At 54.7% G+C, this 15601-nt stretch carries 15 protein-coding genes and 4 pseudogenes; 7 read left to right on the forward strand and 12 right to left on the reverse strand.

The window, feature by feature from the left end; genetic code table 11:
• Nucleotides 1-684 precede the first annotated feature (684 nt).
• The 3 genes and pseudogenes from HLB35_RS16010 to HLB35_RS19130 all read left to right on the forward strand — a co-directional run.
• Complete coding sequence (locus HLB35_RS16010; RefSeq protein WP_171703352.1) at nt 685-828, forward strand: hypothetical protein; 144 nt, start codon at nt 685-687, stop codon at nt 826-828.
• A gap of 409 nt (nt 829-1237) precedes the next feature.
• Nucleotides 1238-1303 (forward strand): annotated as a pseudogene (locus HLB35_RS19125) (hypothetical protein); the annotation flags it as partial.
• A gap of 43 nt (nt 1304-1346) precedes the next feature.
• A pseudogene (locus tag HLB35_RS19130) lies at nt 1347-1503 on the forward strand (IS3 family transposase); the annotation flags it as partial.
• Nucleotides 1504-1749: 246 nt separating this feature from the next.
• Here the strand turns inward: HLB35_RS19130 and HLB35_RS19060 are convergent.
• Nucleotides 1750-2421 (reverse strand): annotated as a pseudogene (locus HLB35_RS19060) (transposase); the annotation flags it as partial.
• Nucleotides 2319-2690: a hypothetical protein gene (locus HLB35_RS17735; RefSeq protein ID WP_171703354.1), complete on the reverse strand. Its 372-nt coding sequence runs from the start codon at nt 2688-2690 to the stop codon at nt 2319-2321. The pseudogene HLB35_RS19060 and the gene HLB35_RS17735, both read right to left, overlap by 103 nt.
• A 220-nt stretch (nt 2691-2910) precedes the next feature.
• On the opposite strand from HLB35_RS17735, the gene HLB35_RS16025 reads away from it, so the two are divergent.
• Nucleotides 2911-3531, forward strand: a complete 621-nt coding sequence (locus HLB35_RS16025) for a helix-turn-helix transcriptional regulator (protein ID WP_171703355.1) — start codon at nt 2911-2913, stop codon at nt 3529-3531.
• Between the two features lie 65 nt (nt 3532-3596).
• On the opposite strand, the gene HLB35_RS16030 is transcribed toward HLB35_RS16025, so the two are convergent.
• Both HLB35_RS16030 and HLB35_RS16035 read right to left on the reverse strand, forming a co-directional pair.
• Nucleotides 3597-4728, reverse strand: a protein-coding gene (locus HLB35_RS16030; RefSeq protein WP_422822472.1) for an IS3 family transposase whose coding sequence is annotated in 2 segments (ribosomal slippage) — nt 3597-4470 and nt 4469-4728 — 1134 coding nt in all. Because the reading frame shifts where the segments join, the coding sequence is not laid out codon by codon here.
• A gap of 249 nt (nt 4729-4977) precedes the next feature.
• On the reverse strand, nt 4978-6186 hold the full coding sequence (locus HLB35_RS16035; protein WP_216601611.1) for a hypothetical protein: 1209 nt from the start codon (nt 6184-6186) through the stop codon (nt 4978-4980).
• Between the two features lie 263 nt (nt 6187-6449).
• On the opposite strand from HLB35_RS16035, the gene HLB35_RS16720 reads away from it, so the two are divergent.
• Nucleotides 6450-6725 carry a hypothetical protein gene (locus HLB35_RS16720; protein ID WP_216601612.1) on the forward strand — a complete coding sequence of 92 codons (276 nt, stop codon included), beginning with the start codon at nt 6450-6452 and terminating at the stop codon, nt 6723-6725.
• Here the strand turns inward: HLB35_RS16720 and HLB35_RS16725 are convergent.
• The 5 genes and pseudogenes from HLB35_RS16725 to HLB35_RS16055 form a co-directional block, all read right to left on the reverse strand.
• Nucleotides 6706-6981 (reverse strand): hypothetical protein, encoded by a 276-nt coding sequence (locus HLB35_RS16725; protein WP_216601613.1) that lies wholly within the window; start codon nt 6979-6981, stop codon nt 6706-6708. The genes HLB35_RS16720 and HLB35_RS16725 overlap by 20 nt on opposite strands.
• Nucleotides 6978-8375, reverse strand: coding sequence for an AAA family ATPase (locus HLB35_RS16040; RefSeq protein ID WP_216601614.1), 1398 nt, complete (start codon nt 8373-8375; stop codon nt 6978-6980). The genes HLB35_RS16725 and HLB35_RS16040 overlap by 4 nt, the downstream gene beginning before the upstream one ends.
• Nucleotides 8376-8472: 97 nt before the next feature.
• Nucleotides 8473-10098, reverse strand: coding sequence for an ATP-binding protein (locus HLB35_RS16045; RefSeq protein WP_171703357.1), 1626 nt, complete (start codon nt 10096-10098; stop codon nt 8473-8475).
• An 841-nt stretch (nt 10099-10939) separates the two neighbouring features.
• Nucleotides 10940-12051 (reverse strand): annotated as a pseudogene (locus tag HLB35_RS16050) (RNA-guided endonuclease InsQ/TnpB family protein).
• A 92-nt stretch (nt 12052-12143) separates the two neighbouring features.
• Nucleotides 12144-12305, reverse strand: coding sequence for a PIN domain-containing protein (locus HLB35_RS16055; RefSeq protein ID WP_171703358.1), 162 nt, complete (start codon nt 12303-12305; stop codon nt 12144-12146).
• A gap of 146 nt (nt 12306-12451) precedes the next feature.
• On the opposite strand from HLB35_RS16055, the gene HLB35_RS16060 reads away from it, so the two are divergent.
• Complete coding sequence (locus HLB35_RS16060; protein WP_171703359.1) at nt 12452-13624, forward strand: RNA-guided endonuclease InsQ/TnpB family protein; 1173 nt, start codon at nt 12452-12454, stop codon at nt 13622-13624.
• Nucleotides 13625-13902: 278 nt separating this feature from the next.
• Entirely contained in the window at nt 13903-14076 is a 174-nt protein-coding gene (locus HLB35_RS16065; protein ID WP_422822473.1) for a zinc ribbon domain-containing protein, read from the forward strand.
• 430 nt (nt 14077-14506) lie between these two features.
• Here HLB35_RS16065 and HLB35_RS16070 read toward each other — a convergent pair whose 3' ends face one another.
• From HLB35_RS16070 to HLB35_RS16080, 3 genes are all read right to left on the reverse strand, one after another.
• On the reverse strand, nt 14507-14842 hold the full coding sequence (locus HLB35_RS16070) for a type II toxin-antitoxin system HicB family antitoxin (RefSeq protein ID WP_171703360.1): 336 nt from the start codon (nt 14840-14842) through the stop codon (nt 14507-14509).
• The gene (locus HLB35_RS16075; protein ID WP_235937293.1) at nt 14839-15099 is read right to left on the reverse strand and encodes a type II toxin-antitoxin system HicA family toxin; all 261 of its coding nucleotides are present in this window, start codon (nt 15097-15099) and stop codon (nt 14839-14841) included. Before HLB35_RS16075 ends, HLB35_RS16070 begins: the two co-directional genes overlap by 4 nt.
• A gap of 189 nt (nt 15100-15288) precedes the next feature.
• Nucleotides 15289-15601 (reverse strand): RNA-guided endonuclease InsQ/TnpB family protein (locus HLB35_RS16080; RefSeq protein WP_171703361.1); only part of this gene is annotated, 313 nt, incomplete at its 5' end.

A 15601-nucleotide genomic window follows, 5' to 3' on the forward strand; every position in this document is an offset into this window, starting at 1 on the left:
ACCAGGAGCAGACGCAGATTCGACTCCCGAGCACGGCTGGACACAAAACAGCTGGCGGGGTTCCAGCAGTTTTTCGTGGTGCTGCGCGAGAAGCTGGCTGGCTGCCAGTAGGAGGCCGGGTCAGCAGGCAGCAGCGACATCATCAGGCGGGCGATCGCAACGAGTGGCCGCCGGAAACACAATTGCCTTACCGGCCTGCGTATGCGTGGCGATTGAGCTATCAGCACGCCGCGAGGCAGCGGGCTAAGGGCCGGAACAGACCGCCGACTACGCTGACCGTGTGGAGGCAGATGAAAGGTATCCGGCGATTAACCGCACAGAGGCTGACGATCATAGCGGCATAGCCGGCGCACCCGGGGAGAAGCGACTTCTTTCAATAACAGTCTCATTGCTGACTTTACTGAGGTTGCTGTACGATCGCACTCATGTAAATAATGCCGGCTGGCGTTGGGTTATCGTTTCCTCCAGCCCGACACTGGCGAGCAGGACTCCAAAATTTGGACAGGTGCCTAAGCTCTGATTCATCATCTCCACAAGGAGGAGAATCATGAGCAAGAAACGCAAACAATACAGCATCATTCGTCCCAAAGTCGCTCTGGCCGCCATCAAGGGCGACCAGACCACATCCGAAATTGCTGCTCGTTTTCAGATCCACCCACCCGCGTCAGCACCTGAAGCGCGACTTTGCTGGAGAACGCTACCGACCTCTTCGAAGGCAAGAAGAAGGTCGGCAAGCAATCCGATGAGCCCAGCACAGACGAGCGGTACCGTGAGATTGGTCGACTGACGGTGGAACGCGATTTTTTGTCGCGCAAGCTCGATCAGTAAGCCGCCAACAGCGGTTGGCAATGATCGAGCGTGGTCATCCCCAAATCAGTCTTTCACGCCAGTGCGAGCTGCTCAAGCTGAGCCGCTCATCGGTGTACTACGTCCCTCGTGAGCCATGTCAGGAGGATCTGGACCTGATGTATCTGATTGATCAGCAACACCTGGAAACGCCGTACCATGGCTCTCGCAAGATGTGCGTGCCCATTTGCAGCACCAGGCTATCGGGTCAATCGGCGGCGGCAGAGGCTGATGCGCACCATGGGCATTCAGGCGGTGTATCCACGCCCCAGAACCAGCATTCCGGGCGACGGGCACAAGGTTTATCCGTACCTGCTCAAAGGGCTGAAAATCGACCGCCCCAACCAGGTGTGGGCAACAGATATCAGCTATATTCCGTCAATTCGGCTTCATGTATCTGGTCGCCATCATCGACTGGTACAGCCGCAAGGTGCCGTCCTGGCGGGTCTCCAACACCATGGACACAGACTTTTGTGTCGATGTCCTGGAGGAGGCCTTCACAGCGCCATGGAGCGCCGGAGATATTTCAATACCGATCAGGGTGTCCAGTTCACCAGTGAGGCCTTCACAAACGTTCTCAAAGATCATGGCATCCGGATCAGCATGGACGGCAAGGGCTGCTACCATGACAATATATTCGTGGAACGGCTCTGGCGCTGACGCAATAGCGCCGTAGTGGCACATCTCGTCAAAGTCAGGCCGGGATTTTATACGATTGAAGTCCAGGCCTAAGTAAGAAGAAAAGCGCTCCAGCAGATGGGCGTTGGCTTTGAAAGTGCGCCAACGGGCGATAGAGTTCACTCGCCGAATGCCCACCTGATATTGACGGTCTTCAAGTTTGAGCAGGTTCAACGCCGTCATTGACGCGTTAAAATGAAAGTGCAGCGCCTTTTCCTTGCGTGCCTGACAGTCGTTCAGCCCCAGAAACTGCTTGGCATCGCGAAACAAAAACTCAATCTGAAAACGCGCCTTGTAGTACGTGACTAATGTCATGGCGTCCAGCGACGTATCCGTCGAAAACAGCAAGGCGGTTTTCACCTTGTCGCCACAGTGCTTGACCAGAGACACCACCCGCAAGTCGCGTTTGAAATGCGCACTGTTGACGATCGCCGTATACACCTGCGTCTCATTGATGTTACCCGCAAGCGTCCATCGGCTCACGTCCTCAACGCTGACTTTTCCGTCATAACGACGCTTGCGCCCCCGGCGTTTCTGTTCTCCCCGGTACAGCCAACGCAGATTGGCGTCATGGCGCAGTTTACCGATCTGATGTAATCCCAGGGCCACGACGCCCTGGATATAGCGGGTTTTACTGTAATAGCCATCCGCCACGAGATAACGTACCTGAGAGGGTAATGAAGCGCGATCTTGCTGGAGGTGATGAAGATAGCCGTCCACACGGGATTGTTCACTCTCGGGACGATCTATCGTTTGTCGCGTGGACAGGTGATACGCCGTATTTTCCGTCACGTTCACCACGGCCAGCGTCGATATTTCCAGCCCCTTTTCGGCTCTGCCTGTGCCGCCGCTGTAATACTTACCCAATCCCTCGGTATGCCCACCGCTTTTTGGGATGAAGCTGCAGTCAGTGGCGGGGCGATGAGCGTGTCGGCCGTGTCTTCATGGAGTGATTGCAGGCTTAGACGGTTGAACTCGGTGAAGTCAACATCACGCTGATACCATCGCGCAAAGGTCTTCTCATGATAATCACTGTAACGACTGAGGTTACGGAAATTGACGCGGCCCCTCAGGCACACCAGCAGAGGAAGCAGGACGAGAAGAAAACGCCGCTGAGGCTTGTTGAGGCTGGACATCTGTTGCAAGACCGTATTGACTATTTCCATGAAAGTCTGTGCTCGGGTCGTGGTGTTGTAGGAGACCTCATTATCTGAGCATCAGGCTTTCTTTAAAACTGTCCGAAAAAGCATTACGTGGTACTAGACAGGTAACCGATGGAAATGACGACATTACCTTTTGATTCACCCTGGCGGCTCCGGTGCTTGGCAATCAAACTTAGAAGCTAGTCCCTCACTTTTGTGCGTCCCAGGCTCAGCACGTGTTGTGATGAACTACCAATCGGGCAGCGTAGAGTTCCAAGGGGACCACGTAGAGTTTTTGAGTGTTGCATTTTCACGTAGTCAATTAATGCCGTTTTTGAAAAACACTAACAACCTTCACGACCATCTTCTACAGCGTAGTGAGACGCTTAATCACATTACACGTATCGCATTAGAGCTTACGCAAAGATCTAACGACATTGATAACGCGGCTACGCTGCAAGTGACGCGTCAGCTGTTTGACCTTGCTAGCCTGACACTCGGAGCAAAGCGAAGCGTTGGCTTTCATGCCAGCCGTAGCAGTTTGAAACAAGCACGCTTTAAAGCGCTTAAAATCGACATTAATACTCACTTTAGGCTTCCATTATCGCTGGATGATTTAGCTTTGCGCCATAAAGTATCGACCAGTTATATCCGCTCGCTATTTAGAGATGAAGGTACTTCCTTTACCAACTATTTATTAGAAAAACGTCTAACCAGCGCCTTCGATGAGCTGGCGTCTCCCTCACTATTCCCACCTCACGTCAAGGAAGTCGCTTATCGATCTGGATTTAACAATCTGTCATGGTTTTATAATGCGTTTAAAGTACGTTTTGGTGTGCCGCCCGGAGAGGTACGTGAACTCTGAGGTGGACCCAATCAGTTGGACAACCTGATGGTATCCCTAAGCTATAATCCGGTTGTTTCCCTGACTCAGGCTGCCAGAGATATGGGTTGCCCGTAGTACACCTCATCGGGCGTTTGGTAATCAAGGGTTTGGTGGTACCGGGTCTGATTGTAATGCCAGAAGTACCGGTGGAGCGCCTGCTTCAAGTGTTGTCCATCCTCGAAAGCGGCAAGGTAAACACACTCGTATTTGACGCTGCGCCAGAGCCGTTCCACGAATATATTGTCATGGTAGCAGCCCTTGCCGTCCATGCTGATCCGGATGCCATGATCTTTGAGAACGTTTGTGAAGGCCTCACTGGTGAACTGGACACCCTGATCGGTATTGAAGATCTCCGGCGCTCCATGGCGCTGTAGAGCCTCCTCCAGGACATCGACACAAAAGTCTGTGTCCATGGTGTTGGAGACCCGCCAGGACAGCACCTTGCGGCTGTACCAGTCGATGATGGCGACCAGATACATGAAGCCCCGGGCCAGCGGAATATAGCTGATATCTGTTGCCCACACCTGGTTGGGGCGGTCGATTTTCAGCCCTTTGAGCAGGTACGGATAAACCTTGTGCCCGTCGCCCGGAATGCTGGTTCTGGGGCGTGGATACACCGCCTGAATGCCCATGGTGCGCATCAGCCTCTGCACCCGCTTCCGATTGACCCGATAGTCCTGGTGCTGCAAATGGGCACGCATCTTGCGAGAGCCATAGTACGGCGTTTCCAGGTGTTGCTGATCAATCAGATACATCAGGTCCAGATCCTCCTGACATGGCTCACGAGGGACGTAGTACACCGATGAGCGGCTCAGCTTGAGCAGCTCGCACTGGCGTGAAAGACTGATTTGGGGATGACCACGCTCGATCATTGCCAACCGCTGTTGGCGGCTTACTGATCGAGCTTGCGCGACAAAAATCGCGTTCCACCGTCAGTCGACCAATCTCACGGTACAGCTCGTCTGTGCTGGGCTCATCGGATTGCTTGCCGACCTTCTTCTTGCCTTCGAAGAGGTCGGTAGCGTTCTCCAGCAAGTCGCGCTTCCAGGTGCTGACCATGGTGGGGTGGATCTGAAAACGAGCAGCAATTTCGGATGTGGTCTGGTCGCCCTTGATGGCGGCCAGAGCGACTTTGGACTTGAATGATGCGCTGTATTGTTTGCGTTTCTTGCTCATGATTCTCCTCCTTGTGGAGATGATGAATCATAGCTTAGGCACCTGTCCAAATTTTGGGGTCCACTTCACTCGCCCAGTATCGGTTTGGAGGGAAGTAGCGATAAACACAACGCCATGGCATTATTTACATGAGTGCGATCAGACACAGCAACCTCGTAGAGTCAGCAAACAAGACTGTTATTGGAAAGAAGTCGCTTTGTTTTGGCAACCTGTGATTGGGTCTCTGCCCCAGCGCTAGGCCAACGATGACTACGCTCCCCAGGTGCCGATATGCCAGCTATGGCAGTGCGCCTCGCTCTGCCAAATCTTATCGTCCCACGGCACCTGTTCGTTGCGGTTGAAAATCACCAGATGCGCTTCATCTGCCTCCACACGGTCAGCGTAGTCGGCGGTCTGTTCCAGCCCCTTAGCCAGCACTGCCTCGCGGCTTTGGTGCTGAAGCTTAAGCTCAATCACCACACGCTGCACCGGGCCGGTAAAACCTTGTGTTTCATCCAGCGGCCACTCGATAAACAGATCCGTGCGCTTGCGCCCTAAACCATATTCACGGCTGATCCGCCCGCCACCATTGATAATCCGCTGCAAAAACGCCTGCATCAACAGCTGCGGCCCGGCCTCCTTATACTGAAAACGCTCCAGCCAGCTCTCAGCGTGCTCACGGAAAAACTGCTGGAACCCCGCCAGTAGTTTTGGCATATCCAGCCGATGCTCAGGGGTCAGATACCACGTCTGCTCCTGGTTGGGGATGCGCGTCTGCATGATCCAGGTGAGGTCTCGCGGAATCACTTCGCGATAGATCCGGTTGCTGATACATAGCGACGGTGTGGTCTCGATCAAGCCCAGATCTTCCACATACTGCTGATCGTCCGGCGCGATGTTCTGGATATCCAGGCTCTCCTCGCTGGAGAGCAGCGCGCTCATCACCCGCTGTACCCGCGGCTCGCGCAGTTTATCGGTCAGTTGATCCAGGTGGGTGGCGCGGGATTGAATCAGCTTTTCCCGTGCGCTGCGGTAATCTTCCAGCGTCAATAGACGAGAACGCTCCCGGGCTGGCTTGAAACGCCACGTCAGCTCATACCCCAAAGCATTGACCAGCCACGGCTGGCCACGGGTATCCTCCCACAGTTCAGGGAAAATCCGCGAATCGAAAGGCTGCCCAGTGGCTTCCGTATGTTGGCACCAAAGCTGCTCGCATTCTTCGTACGTAAAACTGCCCATACGCAGGGATTCAGCCTTAATGTTGAAAGCGCTGCCACCGGTAATCACCTCGGCACCTTTCTGGTGAAGGCGGTAATCGCGCACATCACGGACGCCACACAGGATAATCGACTGGGGAAACGCCGCCGGGCGCTGGGCATAGCCAGCACGGATCTGGCGCAGCAGAGAAATGAGCGTATCGCCCACTAATGCATCCACTTCGTCCAGAAATAGCACCGTGGGTCTATCCATCAGTGCCACCCACGCCTCCAGCAAACGAGTGAGGAGATCCTGCGGACTGCTTCCCCGTTGGGCGGTAAGCCACCCTTCCAACGGCGCCTCACCAAGATACAGCCGAATAGAACGCACGATGGCGCTACAAACGGCGGGAATTCCTTGCGTCTCATCCCCACGCGCTGCCTGCGCCCCTTCAATGTTGGCGTAAGCGCAGGCGTAATCCCCTGTTCGTTAAGCGCCTTCATCATCGCCAGCAACGTGGTGGTCTTGCCCGTTTGGCGCGGGGCATGAAGCACAAAATAGCGTTTTTGCGCGATCAGGTGCTCAATATCTTCCCAGTCCACACGGCTGAGTGGGTCAATGTGGTAATGGTCCGCCGGAACAGTGGGGCCAGCGTTATTAAAGAAGCGTTCCATATGATCATTCCCTGCTTGGCGCAGCCTTGGTGTCGCTTTCAGATTAACACAGCAGGTTCGTTGGTATGGGAACGCGAAAGCCTTGGCATCCATGTTGACCTTGGTTTTCGGGTGGCAGCAGCAAAGGTCAAGGTGGGTTCCCGATAAACCCATTCGGGAATGACGGCGCGGTGGTTAGTGCATCCAGAAGTGCGGTGCTACGCCCCCAGGTACCGATATGCCAGCCATGGTAATGCGCTTCGCTCTGCCATATTCTTTCGTCCCACGGCACTTTTTCATCGCGGTTGAAGATCACTAGGTGGGCTTCATCTGCCCCCCCACGATCGGCATAGTCGGCGGTCTGTTCCAGCCCCTTGGCCAGCACTGCCTCGCGGCTTTGGTGCTGAAGCTTAAGTTCAATCACCACACGCTGCACCGGGCCGGTAAAGCCCTGCGCCTCATCCAGCGGCCACTCGATGAACAGATCCGTGCGCTTGCGCCTAAACCATATTCACGGCTGATACGCCCACCGCTATTGATGATTCGCTGCAGAAACGCCTGCATCAACAGCTGCGGCCCAGCTTCCTTATACTGAAAGCGCTCCAGCCAGCTCTCGGCGTGTTCACGAAAGAACTGCTGAAACCCCGCCAGTAGTTTTGGCATATCCAGCCGGCGCTCAGGGGTCAGATACCACACCTGCTCCTGGTTAGGGATGCGCGTCTGCATGATCCAGGTAAGATCTCGCGGAATTACTTCACGATAGATACAGTTGCTGATACGTAGCGAGGGGTAGGTCTCGATCAGGCCCAGGTCTTCCACATACTGCTGATCGTCCGGCGCGATATTCTGAATCTCCAGGCTCTCCTCACTGGAGAGCAGCGCGCTCATCACCCGCTGAACCCGCGGCTCACGCAGCTTATCGGTCAATTGATCGAGGTGAGTCGCGCGGGATTGAATCAGCTTTTCCCGCGCGCTGCGGTAATCTTCCAGTGTCAGTAGACGAGAGCGCTCCCGGGCGGGCTTGAACTCCCAGGTCAGCTCGTGACCAAGCGCATTGACCAACCACGGTTGGCCACGGGTATCTTCCCACAGTTCAGGGAAGATACGGGAGTCGAACGGCTGCCCGGTGGCTTCGGTATGCTGGCACCACAGCTGCTCGCATTCTTCATAGGTAAAACTGCCCATACGCAGCGACTTGGCTTTGATATTGAAGGCACTGCCACCGGTAATTACCTCAGCCCCTTCCTGATGAAGGCGGTAGTCACGCACATCGCGTACGCCACACAAGATAATCGACTGCGGAAACGCCTCCGGACGCTGGGCATAGCCAGCACGGATCTGGCGCAACAACGAGATAAGGGTATCACCCACCAGTGCATCCACTTCATCCAGAAACAGCACCGTCGGCTTGTCACTGACATGCGTCCAGTATTCAAGCAGTTGCTTGAGTTGATCCTCAGCAGGCTGGTCACGATGCTGGCTGAACCACTCGACCATACGCGCATCGTCTAGATAAAGACGTAGTGCTCCCGCGACGGCACTGCAAATAGCCGGAATTCCCTTGCTTTCATCGCCGCGTGCTGCCTGCGCCCCTTCAATATTGGCGTAAGAGCAGGCGTAATCACCCTGTTCGTTAAGCGCCTTCATCATCGCCAGCAGCGTGGTGGTCTTGCCCGTCTGGCGCGGGGCGTGGAGCACAAAATAGCGCTCCTGATCAATCAGGTGCTTAATATCATCCCAGTCCACGCGGCTAAGCGGGTCAATGTGGTAGTGCTTATTCGGCTTGGTCGGGCCAGCGTTATTGAAAAAGCGTTCCATGGGCGTCCCCTACTTTGCGCAGCCTTGGTATTGCTTTTAGATTAACATAGCAGGTTCATTGGTATGGAAATGCGAAAGCCTTGGGATCCAGAAAGCCTCAGAATCCATGTTGGCCTTGGCTACGCCCCCAAGTACCGATTCGCCAGCCACGGCAGTGCGCCTCGCTCTGCCAGATCTTATCGTCCCACGGCACCTTTTCATCGCGGTTGAAGATCACCAGATGGGCTTCATCTGCCCCCACTTGATCAGCATAATCAGCGGTCTGTTCCAGCCCCTTAGCCAGCACTGCCTCGCGACTTTGGTGCTGAAGCTTAAGCTCAATCACCACACGCTGCACCGGGCCGGTAAAGCCCTGCGCTTCATCCAGCGGCCACTCGATAAACAGATCCGTGCGCTTGCGCCCTAAACCATATTCACGGCTGATCCGCCCGCCACCATTGATAATCCGCTGCAAAAACGCCTGCATCAACAGCTGCGGCCCGGCCTCCTTATACTGAAAGCGCTCCAGCCAGCTCTCGGCGTGTTCACGAAAGAACTGCTGGAACCCCGCCAGTAGTTTTGGCATATCCAGCCGGCGCTCAGGGGTCAGATACCACACCTGCTCCTGGTTAGGGATGCGCGTCTGCATGATCCAGGTAAGATCTCGCGGAATTACTTCACGATAGATACGGTTGCTGATACGTAGCGAGGGGTAGGTCTCGATCAGGCCCAGGTCTTCCACATACTGCTGATCGTCCGGCGCGATATTCTGAATATCCAGGCTCTCCTCGCTGGAGAGCAGCGCGCTCATCACCCGCTGTACCCGCGGCTCGCGCAGTTTATCAGTCAATTGATCCAGGTGAGTGGCGCGGGATTGAATCAGCTTTTCCCGCGCGCTGCGGTAATCTTCCAGCGTCAGTAGACAAGAGCGCTCACGGGCGGGCTTGAACTCCCAGGTCAGCTCGTAACCAAGCGCATTGACCAACCACGGTTGGCCACGGGTATCTTCCCACAGTTCAGGGAAGATACGGGAGTCGAACGGCTGCCCGGTGGCTTCGGTATGCTGGCACCACAGCTGCTCGCATTCTTCATAGGTAAAATTGCCCATACGCAGCGACTTGGCTTTGATATTGAAGGCACTGCCACCGGTAATTACCTCAGCCCCTTCCTGATGAAGGCGGTAGTCACGCACATCGCGGACGCCACACAGGATAATCGACTGAGGAAACACCGCCGGGCGCTGGGCATAACCGGCACGGATCTGGCGCAACAATGAGATGAGTGTATCGCCGACCAGTGCATCCACTTCATCCAGAAATAACACCGTTGGTAGTGCGGAATGCTTGGCCCAATAACGCAACAATTGCGTTATTTGATCCTGAGGCTGCTCATAGCGGCCGGTTTCATGCCACCAGGCATTCACCGCTTTCGTACCCAGATAATCCTCAATGCTGCGCGCCAAGGCACTACATACTGTGGGAATGCCTTTGCTTTCATCCCCTCGCGCTGCCTGCGCCCCTTCGATGTTGGCGTAAGCACAGGCGTAATCACCCTGTTCGTTAAGTGCCTGCATCATCGTCAATAGGGTGGTGGTTTTGCCCGTTTGGCGCGGGGCGTGGAGCACAAAATAGCGCTCCTGATCAATCAGGTGCTTAATATCATCCCAGTCCACGCGGCTAAGCGGGTCAATGTGGTAGTGCTTATTCGGCTTGGTCGGGCCGGCGTTATTGAAAAAGCGTTCCATGGGCATCCCCTACTTTGCGCAGCCTTGGTATTGCTTTTAGATTAACATAGCAGGTTCATTGGTATGGAAACGCGAAAGCCTCGGCATCCATTTTGACTCTGGTTTCGGGCGGCAGCAGCAAAGGTCAAGGTGGATTCCCGATAACCCCCGCTCGGGAATGACAGTGCAGTGGTTAGTGCATCCAGAAGTGCTACGCCCCAGGGGTACTGTGGTCAGACGAGCGCCATGCCTCCCTACGCAGTAGCGAGAAAAATCACCAATAACAGTGCCAGAAACTCTTGAAAATATGATTCCAACGCCATCTTCCACGGGCTATCGTGATCGGCGCGTAGGCTATCGTTCTGATCGCTCATGATGACTCCCTGTCGATTAATACTATTACTTTAGCACAAGGCAATTCACTGACATATCTCATTACCCTCTAAACACCAACAGGCAAGGGCCAAGGTGGATTTCTGACTATCCCCTCGGGAATGACAGTTCACAGGGATTGATGCTTGCTGTTATGCTTTTTTATAAACCTCCGCTTATCGCTAATAACATTTAAAATCATAAGCTTAATAAAAAAGGCACTGCATTTCCCCACTCCCTCTCTGCACTTTTCCAGCCATTTTGACGAAATTCAAGTTGTTGCATTTTTGCAGATTTCAGCAACCCGATGGAGACGCCAACACCTTGACATCCCCACCCTTCAGCGGTGGCGCGCTTCAGGGTGAGGATTCCCAGGTCGTCACCTTCCTGGTTCCTGTTTCACCGTCTGTTGCCTCAATGCCTTGGCATTGCCGGTCTTACACAAACTCCACAGGCGTCGCTTCCCGAGTGCCCCTCGGTAGTTACCTCTTTAGTTTTCAGCGCCAGCCAATAGCGCGGTGCCAGCTTGCAAGATATTGCGGGCGGCGTTGATATCCCGGTCTATGCCCTGGGTGCCGCAGCCTGGGCAATCCCAGACACGTACATGAAGCGGTAGCGCTTCCAGTACATAGCCGCATCCATGGCAGCGTTTGCTGCTGGGGTACCAGCGGTCGATCTGGACGAACTGGCGTCCTGCCCAAGCCGCTTTGTAGTCAAGCTGGCGCACCAGCTCCCCCAGCCAACATTGCTGATGGCTTTAGAGAGATGGCGATTTTTGACCATGTTCTTCACCTGCAAACTCTCCGCTGCAATCACTTGGTTCTCGTTAACGATCTGGCGGGTGAGTTTATGCAGGTGGTCAAGTCGCGTGTCAGCGATCTTGGCGTGACAACGAGCGACCTTTAACCGTGCCTTGGCGCGGTTGTTGGAGCCTTTTTGCTTACGGCTTAATTGCCGCTGTGCCCGCGCCAGTTTCCTCTCATAGCGTGCCGCATGACGCGGATTGTTGACCCGCTGGCCCTCGCTGGTCACGAACAGGTCTTTTAGTCCCAGGTCGATACCGGTCATGTTAGGCGTGATCGGCAGCTCCTCAGTGTCTATCTTGCACAGACAGCTAATGAAGTAGCGGCCTGCTGCGTCCTTTGACACGGTGACGGTGCTAGGCGCTGACGGTAGCTCGCGGCTCCAGCGAATGTTCAGCGGCTCGCGGCACTTGGCGAGCGTGATCTGACCATCACGGTACGAAAATGCCGAACTGGCAAAGGTGGCTGACTGCCGGTGCTTCTTGGATTTAAAGTTGGGATATCGCGCCCGCTTGGCAAAGAAATTCTTGAAAGCGGTTTGTTGGTGGCGCAGGCATTGCTGCAATGGCACCGAACTGACCTCCGCTAAAAACGCGGTATCCGGTTGCTTTTTGAGCTGGGTCAGAAAGGCGCTGGCATCGGTGTAACCAACTTTCTCTTGGCGCTCATAAAAGGCATCGGTGCGATAGCGCAACACGGCATTCCACACAAACCTCACGCACCCGAATGTCCGCGCCAGCAGGATTTCCTGCTCAGGCGTTGGATAAAAACGGTATTTGTAGGCGCGTTCGGTTTGCATAATTTACAGAATAGGCTGTTTTCTGTAAGATTTCAAGTACCAACAAGGCACCCTGCCGGGTGCCGCGCTTATATCCCTTCGCGCTTCGCGACTCAGGAAGGGGTTTTACGCGCTTCTGGATAAAGACCGCATTGCATCAAGCAGTTTGCGAAACCAGCTTTCGAGTCAGAAAACCGGCGCAGGGCCTGCCACACAATCTCGGCACGCTCGACCACCAATTCCTTGGTTCTCAACAACGTTTCGAGCACATCCACGATCTCGCTTTTAGCAAATTTGCGCGTAAACCCTCGCCCAATGCGGGCGGGGATATAAGCGGGCAGCGCGATAGCGCTGCAGGGGGTTGATCTTTACCTTTCGTCGTTTATTATGGATAGATATACAGCCTTAATAGCCCCATGCCATGCTAAAAGCCACGAAAGTACGTCTCTACCCGACCCCTGAACAGGCAGCGTTCTTGAACGCCCAGTTTGGCGCGGTGCGGTTTGTGTACAACAAGGCATTGCATATCATCAGCACACAGTACAAACGGCATGGTACCAAGCTCCGCGCTAAGAAAGACCTCAAGCCGCTACTGGCAGTGGCGAAGAAGTCCCGCAAATACCCCTGGCTTAAAGACTACGATTCGATTGCGTTGCAACAAGCGTGTATTAACCTGGATCGGGCTTTCCAGAACTTCTTTAATCCCCAGCTAAAAGCTCGATATCCGAGGTTCAAGCGCAAGCACGGCAAACAATCGAGCTATCACTGCACCGGCATCAAGCTCGGTGAGGGCGATATCAAGATACCGAAACTCACCCCCATCAAGGCACGCCTTCATCGTGAGATCACAGGTACACTGAAAAGCATTACCTTGACCCGCACCACCACCGGCAAATACTACGCCTCGGTGCTGGTCGATGACGGAGAGGAAGCCCCGGCATCGCTGCAAACAGTGGGCACCGTACTGGGTGTGGACATGGGGCTGACACACTTGGCCATCGACTCGGAAGGTAACAAGACGGCCAACCCCCGCTTCCTCAAGCAGGCGCGCGCCAACCTACGCCGCAAGCAGAAAGCACTCTCCCGCTGCCAGAAAGGCAGCAAAGGCCGTGCGAAAGCACGGCTCAAGCTCGCCAAGGCGCACGAGCGTCTGGCGAATACCCGTGCTGACTTCCAGCACAAGCTGTCTCGACAACTCATTGACGATAACCAAGCGGTGGTGGTCGAGACCTTGAAAGTCAAAAACATGCTGAAAAACCGCAAGCTGGCCAAGCACATTGCCGATGCCAGTTGGTACGACCTGATCCAAAAGCTGGCGTACAAGGCAGAAGCCCAGGGCAAGCACCTGGTCAAAATCGACCAGTGGTTTGCCAGCACCAAGACCTGTGCTGGCTGCGGCCACAAGGTCGATAAGATGCCGCTCAGCATTCGCACCTGGGATTGCCCTGGTTGCGGCACAAAAGGCATTGACCGTGACATTAACGCCGCGATCAACATTCGCCAGCAGGGCATTATCAAACTACGAGCCGAAGGACTGTCGGTTCCTGCCAACGGAGGCATGCGTAAATCCGGCCACGCGTCGGTTGCTGCCTAAGAAGTTGGAAGCCTCGCCCGTGGCGCGTCAGCGCTTAGGGTGGGGAGCAGTCACTCGCCTGATAGCAGCTCTGAAGCACCCATACCAGTTCCATGACCGAAACCATGTCGATGAAGCCTAGCTCTCCGGCTGTTATTAACCCGGCAATCAAATAGGCTGCTATTAATTCATTTAAAATCAATATTTTGTATTCATTTTTCCATATCTGAAAGGTTGTCGGGTTAATAGTCCGGCAATTGGAATACAAGGCCGCCTGGTCGGGGCGCCAACTGGTGAAAGTGAGCCAGTGGTTCCCCAGCAGCAAGCTGTGCCATGGCTGTGGCCACAAGGTTGAGAAACTGCCGCTGTCGCAACGTCACTGGCACTGCCAGGGGTGCGGCCACCCCATTGACCGCGACATCAACGCGGCCAGGAATATACAAACCGCTGGGCTGATACATATAGCACCTTGAAGTGTGTAATTTGTGTGTTTTTTCGCCAACAAAGCCCGCTGAACAGTGGGCGATACCGCACAAGTGAGTAGTGTAAATCGTGTAGCCTGTGTCGCCGTGCTAGGCAGTCGGCACAGGGATATCGGTGCCTCCGTTGCCACCTGCCAAACAAGGAGTTTCCGTAGCAGCCGTTATTACACACGCTTCTACACAGTGTGTATTTTCGCTATCCGTGGCGAAGTCACCGCCACTGCTGGCTTTCAGGCATTCACTCACTCGCTTACACACATTTTGCTATATAGAACGGGCTGGCGGGGTTAGCCTGTGGAGCGACCGGAGGGGATAGCGGCTTAGCCGCTGTCTAGTGAAGGCGTGTGGAAGCAAGAAGGTTCTGAGGGTGACCTTGAAACCCTCGTCCAGAACGCGAAGCGCGACGGGCGTATAGGGAGTGTCAGGTGTGAATCTCATGTTCGATGGCGGTTGCCACAAACTGGTTTAGACTCTGCCCTCTAGCAGTAGCAGCATCTACTGCATGCTCGTGAATTTCAGCAGGCAGGCGAACCTGGAACTTGCCCGAATAGGACTTGGATGGCTGAATACCGAGGCGCTCGCACTCTTCAAGAAAAATGCGAAGGGATACCCGGCCTTCCTTGTGAAGATCGGAGACACTATCGGCGTAAAAATCGGCGCCGCCGTTAAGTCCGACGAACTCGCCGCGAAACATTTCAACCTCTGGATCGTATTGAATCACGGCGCGATAGCCGTCGATAGCCATGATGTTGTTCATGGGGCTTCTCCATTCTCTTTTAACCACTTACGGATACTGGCAACGGCACCCTTGTCTGTATCTGGCGATGGGTGCGGTCGGTGAAATACGCGCACTTCGCCGAACAGCACAACCGCAATGCGCGAGCCTTCGCGCTCACTAACCTCAGCACCAAGCGCCATGAACAGAGATTCTATGTCGCTCCATGCGATGGTGCCTGAAACAGGACGACTAAAGATGGCGGCCAGTGTTTTCGCGTGCTTGCGTTTCAGCGTCATTTAGTACTGCTTGTTGGTACTATGAGTATATTGGAAGAACCTTAGGCGTTACTGAGCATTGCGTCAAGTTCTACGCACTGGGTTGAGCTGCAAAGATGACATAGAATCTGCTGCCATCTGGATCAACACCTTACCGTGACTGCTCCCCACCCTAAGCGCTGACGCGCCACGGGCGAGGCTTCCAACTTCTTAGGCAGCAACCGACGCGTGGCCGGATTTACGCATGCCTCCGTTGGCAGGAACCGACAGTCCTTCGGCTCGTAGTTTGATAATGCCCTGCTGGCGAATGTTGATCGCGGCGTTAATGTCACGGTCAATGCCTTTTGTGCCGCAACCAGGGCAATCCCAGGTGCGAATGCTGAGCGGCATCTTATCGACCTTGTGGCCGCAGCCAGCACAGGTCTTGGTGCTGGCAAACCACTGGTCGATTTTGACCAGGTGCTTGCCCTGGGCTTCTGCCTTGTACGCCAGCTTTTGGATCAGGTCGTACCAACTGGCATCG

The sequence above is a fragment of the Vreelandella azerica genome (assembly GCF_013112225.1).
GTDB classification, from domain to species: Bacteria; Pseudomonadota; Gammaproteobacteria; order Pseudomonadales; family Halomonadaceae; genus Vreelandella; species Vreelandella azerica.